The organism is Lentiprolixibacter sp., assembly GCF_982873095.1.
Genome location: NZ_CEYNTP010000112.1, coordinates 1 through 8,578, shown reverse-complemented (window position 1 = coordinate 8,578; position 8,578 = coordinate 1). Strand labels below are relative to the sequence as shown.

The window sequence follows — 8,578 nt, the reverse complement described above, 5'->3', positions numbered from 1 at the left end:
AGAACAAGCAAAAAACATGGCCACAAACCATTGAGTTGCATCCGGATAACCGCATTATCGTTATTTCCGGGCCCAATGCCGGTGGGAAGAGCATAACTTTGAAAACTATTGGATTGTTGCAGGTAATGCTGCAGAGTGGCTTATTGATCCCGGTGCATGAACGCAGCAGCTTATGCCTCTTCGAAAAGGTACTAACGGATATAGGGGACAATCAATCCATTGAAAACCATTTGAGCACCTACAGCTACCGCTTGAAAAACATGAGCCGGTTCCTCAAAAAGTGCAATCAGAACACGCTTTTCCTAATTGATGAATTCGGGACGGGTAGTGATCCTGAATTGGGTGGAGCGCTGGCCGAGGTCTTCCTTGAGGTATTCTACGAAGCCCAGTCCTTTGGAGTCATAACCACGCATTATGCCAACCTGAAGGCCCTTGCCAACGAACTGCCCTGCGCCACCAATGCGAACATGCTTTTTGACAGCCATACGCTCGAGCCCACCTTTCAATTGGAAATGGGACAGCCGGGAAGTTCCTTCACTTTTGAAGTGGCGCAGAAAAATGGCATTCCTTTCAGCTTGATCAACAAGGCCAAGAAAAAAGTATCCCGAGGTAAGGTGCGGTTTGATGCCACTATAGCTAAACTGCAGAAGGAACGTACCAAAATGGCTAAAACCGGAAGTCGTTTGCAGGAAGAAGAATCCAGGGCAAAAGATGCGGCACAAAAGAGTAAGATCCTCAATGCCAAACTCAAAACCAAACTGGAGAATTATCAGGAACTGTATGATCATAACCAGCGCATGATCTACCTGGGAAATAAAGTAAATACGGTAGCGGAGCGCTATTTTCACGACAAGAAGAAGAGGCCCATGGTTTCCGAATTGATCCGGATCGTAGAAACCGAAAACAGCAAACGCAAAAAGAAAAGCGCAAAGGAGGCCAAAGCGGCCCGTGAGAAAAAGGTCAAAATCGCCGAGGAATTAAAAGAAGAAGTGAAAATTGTCCGCAAAAACAAAAAGGCGGCACAAAAGAAAGCAGAAAAATTAAAGAAAGACCAACCACGCCCTGTTTTCAAGGTCGGTGATCGTGTGAGGCTTTATGACGGCAAAGCCGTGGGTACCATCGACAGCCTGGAAAAAGGGAAGGCTGTTGTGAATTACGGCGTCTTCACGACTAATGTTGGAGTAGAACAACTAGAATTGGTGGAATCAAAGGCATGACAACTGAGGAACACAACATTATCCTTTTTGACGGGGTGTGCAACCTGTGTAATCGTGCCGTACAGTTTATCATAAAAAAAGATAAAACGGACCTTTACCGTTTTGCTGCCCTACAGAGTGACATCGGGAAAAGCCTCACTTCAGAACGTAACATTGACACCCAAAAAGTAGATTCCATCATCTTAATTGAACCGGGGAAGGCCTACTATACCAAGGCATCAGCTGCTCTCAGGATCGGCAAGAAGTTCGGTGGCCTTTGGGGGGCACTGGCCATTTTTGAATGGGTCCCTCCAGTAATTAGCAATTGGGTGTATGACCGGGTTGCAAAAAACAGGTACCGCTGGTTTGGTCGAAAAGATCACTGCATGATCCCAGATCCGGAGATAAAAGCAAAATTTCTGGAGTAGCTTATTTCAGGTTGTCCAAAATAAAATCCAGGGTAGGGTTACTGTTCATTTTGGTGTTGAACGCCTTGTTCGTATAGGTGATTTCATTAGCCAGGCCTAGTTCCTTTAAATACGCCACTCTGTCTTCATATTCGAGGGCCACCTTTCCAGAAAGTAAGGGCTCCATAGCATGCCCCTTTCGATATCGCCTGTAGATCTTCCGAAGCCCGCTCAGGTATAGACGGTCCTTGGTGAAGCCCCCACCTCTGTGTGCCCTCAGGGTAATATAAAACGCTTCCTGCTTATTGAGTTTATACTGATTGTGGATCAGGTCGAAGGTGTCTGAAAAGTTGTAACCTTTGATTAAACTATCAGATGCTATTACTCTGTAAGCTAGCTCTTTAAGCCTCTTTAAAGTAAGAGCTCCACTCATATATTCACTAAATACCGCAAGCCCTTCCTGGGTTTCTACATTCTTCGGAAATCCATGTGAGAAAATTTTTAAAGGCTGCAGCAAGCCATTAAAGGTTGTAACCAAATGAACAGCTATTTCGTGGTTGGCAAGTGTTAGCAATTGATTCTTGCTGAAAAGTGCATTCCGTTTGATCAGCAGCGTTTGGGTGGCATTGCTCACCATGGCGTCTGCGGCAATATGGGTGGAAAACCTGATGTTAAGCGGGAAATCATACTGCGTTGCGAACTGTTCAAAATATGCCCTTGCCTCCTCAGCAGTAAACACCTTTTCCATATCCAGGCCTCCAGGTTCGTTTGCATAATGCAGTATGAACTGTGCGTTCTTGACATCACGCTCTCTCGGGGATCCGTAAATTCTCAGGGAATTATAGTAAAACTCCTTTCCCCTTCCTATGGTTTCGATACACTGTACCATATTGGCATAGTGGTAGAGCACATCCCGGTAGAGGTCGTGCAGCTTTTCATCCGCAATGCGCTCCAGGCGCTGGGCGAAAAACAGCCGATGCAGCTTATAGGGGTCAAATTTTAACTTGGGGTATTTAAATTGAGGTTCGTAAAGGTATTTGGAAGTAAAGAAACGGTGTTTCTCCTTTTCCACATTCAGGGGATTTACATAGCTAAGCAATTCGATACGCCTAACCAGCCGGTCCAGGTTCCCGTCAATTTCAAATAAGGGTGCATATTTCTCTTGCTGCAATGCCAGGTTATTGTCAGGCTTCATAAATGGGCTTCTTCAAATTCCTTAGCCTGCAAAGGTATTAATTCTTTTAGTTGTTCACTCACTGCCTTAACAACTTCAGGGTAGATAATGCCGCTGTATTCATCGCAATATACCTTGGCAATTTCCGTAGCCAGTACTAAGGTATTGGGGAAAGTCGTGGTGATGTATTTGAGGAAAAAACCATTCCCCTGGAACGTATCATTGATTCCAGTTGTTGCCCTGATCCCGTGGGGAAAGTGCATCTTACTTAGCTTTTCCTGCCATGAATTCACTATACTACCAAAGCGTTCGTTATTGATATTGGCCGTGCCCAGGTTCCAGGTGGGGACTTCGCGTTCCCAGCGTTTCCAGTTATAGCTATGCATATCAAATACGATCACCCTGGGGAATAATTGTTCCAGCTTTTGAATCAGGGCATGTGTTACCTCGTAGAAGGTTGCGTGTTTTTGTAGGCTGTGATCGTATTCGGTTTTTGACAGGGGTTCCTTCCACAGCTGTTTCCCCCATGCATCAGAGTAAATCGCCCCGTCTGGTGGCCGGTTGAGGTCGTATTCAAACCTACTGTCACAACCGGCGATGACAATAGGATGGCTGGCTACCATATCTTTGGTAGAAGGGTCTTCTTCATACCAGCGTTCGTATTCTGTATGAAGACAATTGTCCCAGAGGGATTTGCGAAACTGGTGGCCATCATGTACTGCACCGCATACATAGGGGGTGTATCGTTCAATTTTTAGGGTAAAGGAATAGTCTTCGGCAACAGCCTCAAAAACCTCCTTCCTGGCTATGCGACTGATAATTTCGGCGGCAGGTAACCTAAGCATTCTCCACTTCATTTCGCAGGCGGGACCTGCGGTCAAAAGCCTGCAGTTTATCTAACACCTTGCTTTCTATAAAGTCGATCACTTTGGCCTGGATCTTGGTTTTGTAAGCTTTGTTCATATACGTGATCCCTCCAGGGGACATCACATTAACCTCGACCAGTTTACCACCAATAACATCAATACCCACAAAATACAGCCCGTCTTTCACAAGCTTGGGGCCTATCTGCTTACACAGGGCCTTTTCCTCTTTTGTAAGCTGGTGTTTGGCTACCGATCCACCTGCTGAAACGTTAGACCTGTGGTCATCAGAGCCTGGAATACGCCGCATGGCCCCAATGGGTTCCCCGTTAAGGATGAGGATACGGACATCCCCTTTATCAGCCCCTTCAATATAATCCTGCAGGATGACATAGTTAGAGCTGCCATCTGCATTGGTGATGTAAAAATCTAGCAGGGATTTGATGTTAGACATGGCTGCTTTTTCGATCAGGATTACACCTGAGCCCCCAAAGCCATTCAGGGGTTTCAGGATCATCTTATCAGCGCTGGATTCCTTGATCATCCGGACCAGGTAATTCTTGTTTTTGGACACATGGGTGGCCGGAATGATATTGTTATGGCTATCCCCGAATGCGGCGGTATACAATTTGTTGTTCGCCTCTCTAAGTCCCTGAAGGGAATTGATAATAAAGACATCGTCCTTAACCGAATCAAGAAAATTTAGCATTATGGGATCCAAAGGCGGATTGGCCCTCATGAAGAGCACATCAAAACCTGCAAGGGGTAGCATCTCCTCGCGAAGCGTAGCCTTTTTGTAGAAACTCTTAAGGCTTAAGGGTACTTTTTCCATCCGGTTGACCACGGAACAGAACGCATTGGTAACAGAATTCCGGATCGTGAGGTTGGCCGGAGTACAAAGCGCCACACCGTGGTTACGCTTTAGGCATTCATGAATCAGGGCCAGGCTGGTATCATTTTCGGGATCAATTTCCTCCCAGGGATACATCAGAAAACAAATATTCATGGGGACGGTTTTATATTATTTTACTTCATCGTAGTGTTTATCCCAATCTTCAACACGGGGTTCACCGAGTTTCCCGACCGATTTTCCAACGACCATAGAGACAGTAGCATCCCCCGTTACATTGATGACTGTTCGGCACATGTCCAAAGGTCGGTCTACCGCAAAGATTAGGGCTAATCCAATGGCCAGCTTGTCTGACGGAAAGCCTATAGACTCCAACACAATAACCAGCATAACCATCCCAGCACCTGGTACGGCTGCTGATCCAATAGAGGCGAGAAGAGCGGTAAGGACAATGGTAAGCTGACCCCAGAGCGTCAAATCAAAGGCCAGGGCCTGGGCAATAAATACAGCTGCCACCCCCTGGTAGAGACTGGTGCCATCCATATTGATCGTAGCTCCCACAGGGAGAACAAAACTGGACACCTCTTTGTCAACGCCTATATGCTCTTCCACCCGTTCCATGGTAACCGGAAGGGTTGCAGCGCTCGAGCTCGTAGAAAAGGCAAGTAACTGGGCCGGACTAATTTCTTTCAGAAACCAAAAGGCATTCTTTTTCGTGTAGGAAGCTACAACCAGGGAATAAAAGACAATCATTAATGCCAGACCCAGCACCACTACTCCCGCATATTTGAGGAGCGCGATCAACAGGTCAGGATCCCCAGAGGAAGCCACTACGTTGGCCAGAAGGGCAAAAACCGCAAATGGGGCCGTAAGCATGATAAGGTCTACCATTTTCAGGACCACATCGTTCAGGGCGTCAAAGAATTGCTTTAACGGTTTGGCCCGCTCCTCCCCTATTAACAACATGGAAATTCCAAGGAAAATGGTAAAGAAGATGACCTGCAGCATCAGGGCATTGTCACTCATAGCCCCTATGGCGTTATCCGGCACCATATCTTCCAGGAAGCCCAGTGGCCGTTCCCGTTGCTTGGAGGCCTCCTCGATCTTGGATACTACGCTGGTGTCTGACGCATAGGTTTCGGTTAATTGGGCAACTGTTTCATCTGATATGCCGTCCCCGGGCCGCAAGATGTTAACCAATAACAATCCTATGGTAATGGCAACGACGGTTGTACAGACATAGATCAGTATGGTTCTTAATCCGATACGCCGAAATTTAGAAATGTCCTTGAGATCAGAAATCCCTTTGACCAGTGACGCCAGGATAAGCGGAATGGCAATGAGCTTAAGCAACTTGACAAAAATGGTTCCGAATGGATTGATCCAGTCCTGTACAAGATCCCGACCCCACGTCGGGTAGGTCATCACAAATCCAAAAAGGAGTCCCAGGACCATCCCGATCAAAATCCTCCAGTGCAATTCCAGTTTCTTCATGAAATACGAGTTGGTTTTAAGGGGGAAGATAAGGTTTTGACCGCAATTCGCAATGAATGGTCCTTAACCCATGCGGTTGGTGCGTGCCAGAAGGCTGTGATCAGCCAAAACCAGAGCGGCCATGGCTTCTACGATAGGTACGGCCCTGGGTACAACACAGGGGTCGTGCCTTCCCTTGCCCTGAACAGATACAGACTTCCCCTCCTTATCTATGGTATCGTAAGCCTGGATCAATGTGGCCACGGGCTTGAACGCTACGCGGAAATAGATATCCATACCATTGCTGATCCCTCCCTGGACGCCTCCACTGTGATTGGTTTGGGTAGTACCATCTTCATTGTAACGATCATTGTGTTCGCTGCCCCTCATCTCCACACCGGCAAATCCAGAGCCATATTCAAAACCCTTTACAGCATTAATGGACAGCATGGCTTTTCCCAGTTCTGCATGGAGTTTGTCGAAAACGGGTTCACCAAGGCCCACAGGTACATTCTTCACTACACAGGTGATCACTCCCCCTATGGTATCGCCTTCCTTTCTCACCTTACGGATCAGGGCCTCCATCTCCTGTGCCGTACCGGGATCCGGGCAACGCACAGGGTTAGACTCCGTCAATTCAAAATCAATTTCCTGTATCGGACGGTTTAAGGCAACTGAACCTACCTGTGAAACAAAGGCATGGAACTGGATATCCCTAAGGAATTGTTTAGCAACCGCACCCGCAACTACCCTGCAGGCGGTTTCCCTTGCCGAGCTCCTGCCCCCGCCACGGTAATCGCGAAATCCGTACTTCTTGTCGTAGACAAGGTCCGCATGGGATGGACGGTAGGAATCCTTGATGTGCCCGTAGTCCTTCGATTTTTGATTTGTATTCTCAATGATAAAACCTATGGGAGTCCCCGTTGTCTTACCTTCAAATATCCCAGATTGGAATACTACCCGGTCGGCTTCCTTTCGCTGTGTAACTATGGCAGATTGGCCCGGCCTTCTCCTGTCCAGTTCCCCCTGCACCGCTTCCAGGTCAAGTGCAATCCCGGCCGGGCAGCCATCAATGATGCCGCCAATAGCCTTTCCATGGGATTCCCCGTAAGTCGTGAGTCGGAATATTCTGCCAAATGTGTTCCCCATCAAAGGTTGGTTTTAATTGCGTACTTCAAATTTAATGCGCCGATTGGTACCTGACCAAAGGTAATCTGAAATATACTCTGCACCAAAAACTGTCTGCTTAATGTTCCCTTAACAATGGGCAGATGCACTTAATCTAAGCTTAACCCTCACGTTAATAATTAATGATCTGAACGTAATCATTTTATTATACCTCTGGGTCTAATTTTGCCAACAAGACACGAATCCTTGAGAAAGCGACAAATAGATATTGCTGTAATTTCTGATGTGCACCTGGGTACCTACGGATGCCATGCCGATGAATTGATCGCTTATCTCAGCAGCATCAAGCCCAAAAAGCTGATCCTTAACGGGGATATTGTAGACATCTGGCAATTCAGTAAGCGTTACTTCCCGCCAGCACACTTACGGGTAATCAAAAAGATCATCAGTTTGGCCTCCCATGGCACTGAAGTCTATTACATTACAGGAAACCACGACGAAACACTAAGAAAATTCGCAGGTAGTACTGTGGGCAATTTTAACATCCTTAATAAGCTGGTCCTTGATATAGATGGCCGTAAAGCCTGGTTTTTCCACGGGGATGTTTTTGATGTTTCCATCCAAAACGCCAGATTTTTGGCGAAGTTGGGCGGATACGGCTACGATATCCTGATCCTGATCAACCGTATTCTCAATTGGTGTCTTACCAAAATGGGTCGGGAGAAATATTCCATTGCCAAACGCATTAAAAAAGGGGTAAAAAGTGCAGTAAAATATATTGGCGATTTCGAAAAAACGGCTGCTGACCTGGCCATTGAGAATGGCTACGACTATGTGATCTGCGGCCATATCCATCAACCCAAGAAAGAACTCTACGAAAACAAACACGGCAAAACCACCTACCTCAATTCCGGGGACTGGGTAGAAAACCTGACGGCCCTGGAATACTCTTTCAAAAGGTGGAAGATCTACCACTACAGCCATGATAAACTATCCCCCTTCTTTGCAGACGAAGAGTTGAAGTCTATGAACATGAACGACCTGATCTCCTCTATTGTCGACCTCCGGGAAGAAGATAAGGAGGCGACGCAAATCGATGAAGGATCAGCAGACGACTAGAGCTCGCCTCAATATACTTACCGGGTGTTGCGCGATAACACCAGTTCCATCCTTGATCTGATGTCTGCAACTGGTCCCATTGGCGGCGATCAAAGCATTTTCTGAATTACGGATGGCTGGGAACAAGCGCAGTTCCCCTGCTTTCATACTCACAGCATAGTGTTCTTTTTCATACCCAAAGGAACCGGCCATCCCGCAACATCCTGCATTTATGATACTTACCTGGTAGTTTACAGGTAAATTCAGGATGTCAAAGGTTACTTTTTGATTGGATAAGGCCTTTTGATGGCAATGCGCATGTATTTTAACCTGTCTCGCTTCGGTGGTAAAGGCTTCGGGACCTATGCGCCCTGCATTGGCCTCTGCTG

General features: G+C 46.8%; 8 protein-coding genes and 1 pseudogene. 3 read left to right on the top strand and 6 right to left on the bottom strand.

The genetic code is table 11. The annotated features are described in order from the left end of the window. Together AC4E7D_RS08115 and AC4E7D_RS08110 are read left to right on the top strand one after the other, a co-directional pair. The coding region (locus AC4E7D_RS08115) for a MutS-related protein (RefSeq protein ID WP_490173304.1) at nucleotides 1-1,217 on the top strand (1,217 nt) is incomplete at its 5' end. Beyond that, a complete protein-coding gene (locus AC4E7D_RS08110; protein WP_490173303.1) occupies nucleotides 1,214-1,624 on the top strand; it encodes a thiol-disulfide oxidoreductase DCC family protein in 411 nt (136 codons plus the stop codon). The genes AC4E7D_RS08115 and AC4E7D_RS08110, both read left to right, overlap by 4 nt. 1 nt (nucleotide 1,625) lies before the next feature. Here AC4E7D_RS08110 and AC4E7D_RS08105 read toward each other — a convergent pair whose 3' ends face one another. From AC4E7D_RS08105 to aroC, 5 genes are all read right to left on the bottom strand, one after another. Beyond that, the gene (locus tag AC4E7D_RS08105; protein WP_490173302.1) at nucleotides 1,626-2,798 is read right to left on the bottom strand and encodes a peptidase MATCAP family protein; all 1,173 of its coding nucleotides are present in this window, start codon (nucleotides 2,796-2,798) and stop codon (nucleotides 1,626-1,628) included. Next, entirely contained in the window at nucleotides 2,795-3,622 is an 828-nt protein-coding gene (locus AC4E7D_RS08100; protein ID WP_490173301.1) for an N-formylglutamate amidohydrolase, read from the bottom strand. The genes AC4E7D_RS08105 and AC4E7D_RS08100 overlap by 4 nt, the downstream gene beginning before the upstream one ends. Beyond that, a complete protein-coding gene (gshB, locus tag AC4E7D_RS08095; RefSeq protein WP_490173300.1) occupies nucleotides 3,615-4,646 on the bottom strand; it encodes a glutathione synthase in 1,032 nt (343 codons plus the stop codon). Before gshB ends, AC4E7D_RS08100 begins: the two co-directional genes overlap by 8 nt. A 15-nt stretch (nucleotides 4,647-4,661) precedes the next feature. After that, nucleotides 4,662-5,984: a dicarboxylate/amino acid:cation symporter gene (locus tag AC4E7D_RS08090; protein ID WP_490173299.1), complete on the bottom strand. Its 1,323-nt coding sequence runs from the start codon at nucleotides 5,982-5,984 to the stop codon at nucleotides 4,662-4,664. A gap of 63 nt (nucleotides 5,985-6,047) precedes the next feature. Then, a complete protein-coding gene (aroC, locus tag AC4E7D_RS08085; RefSeq protein ID WP_490173298.1) occupies nucleotides 6,048-7,115 on the bottom strand; it encodes a chorismate synthase in 1,068 nt (355 codons plus the stop codon). 222 nt (nucleotides 7,116-7,337) lie between these two features. Here aroC and AC4E7D_RS08080 point away from each other — a divergent pair, with 222 nt between their 5' ends. Beyond that, a complete protein-coding gene (locus tag AC4E7D_RS08080; protein ID WP_490173297.1) occupies nucleotides 7,338-8,210 on the top strand; it encodes a UDP-2,3-diacylglucosamine diphosphatase in 873 nt (290 codons plus the stop codon). Here the strand turns inward: AC4E7D_RS08080 and AC4E7D_RS08075 are convergent. Further along, nucleotides 8,196-8,578, bottom strand: a pseudogene (locus AC4E7D_RS08075) (FAD-binding oxidoreductase); the annotation flags it as partial. The gene AC4E7D_RS08080 and the pseudogene AC4E7D_RS08075 overlap by 15 nt on opposite strands.

Coding starts and splice junctions, on each gene's coding strand:
- AC4E7D_RS08090 (WP_490173299.1), bottom strand. CDS start 5,984: ATGAAGAAACTGGAATTGCACTGGAGGATTTTGATCGGGATGGTCCTG.
- AC4E7D_RS08110 (WP_490173303.1), top strand. CDS start 1,214: ATGACAACTGAGGAACACAACATTATCCTTTTTGACGGGGTGTGCAAC.
- AC4E7D_RS08100 (WP_490173301.1), bottom strand. CDS start 3,622: ATGCTTAGGTTACCTGCCGCCGAAATTATCAGTCGCATAGCCAGGAAG.
- gshB (WP_490173300.1), bottom strand. CDS start 4,646: ATGAATATTTGTTTTCTGATGTATCCCTGGGAGGAAATTGATCCCGAA.
- AC4E7D_RS08105 (WP_490173302.1), bottom strand. CDS start 2,798: ATGAAGCCTGACAATAACCTGGCATTGCAGCAAGAGAAATATGCACCC.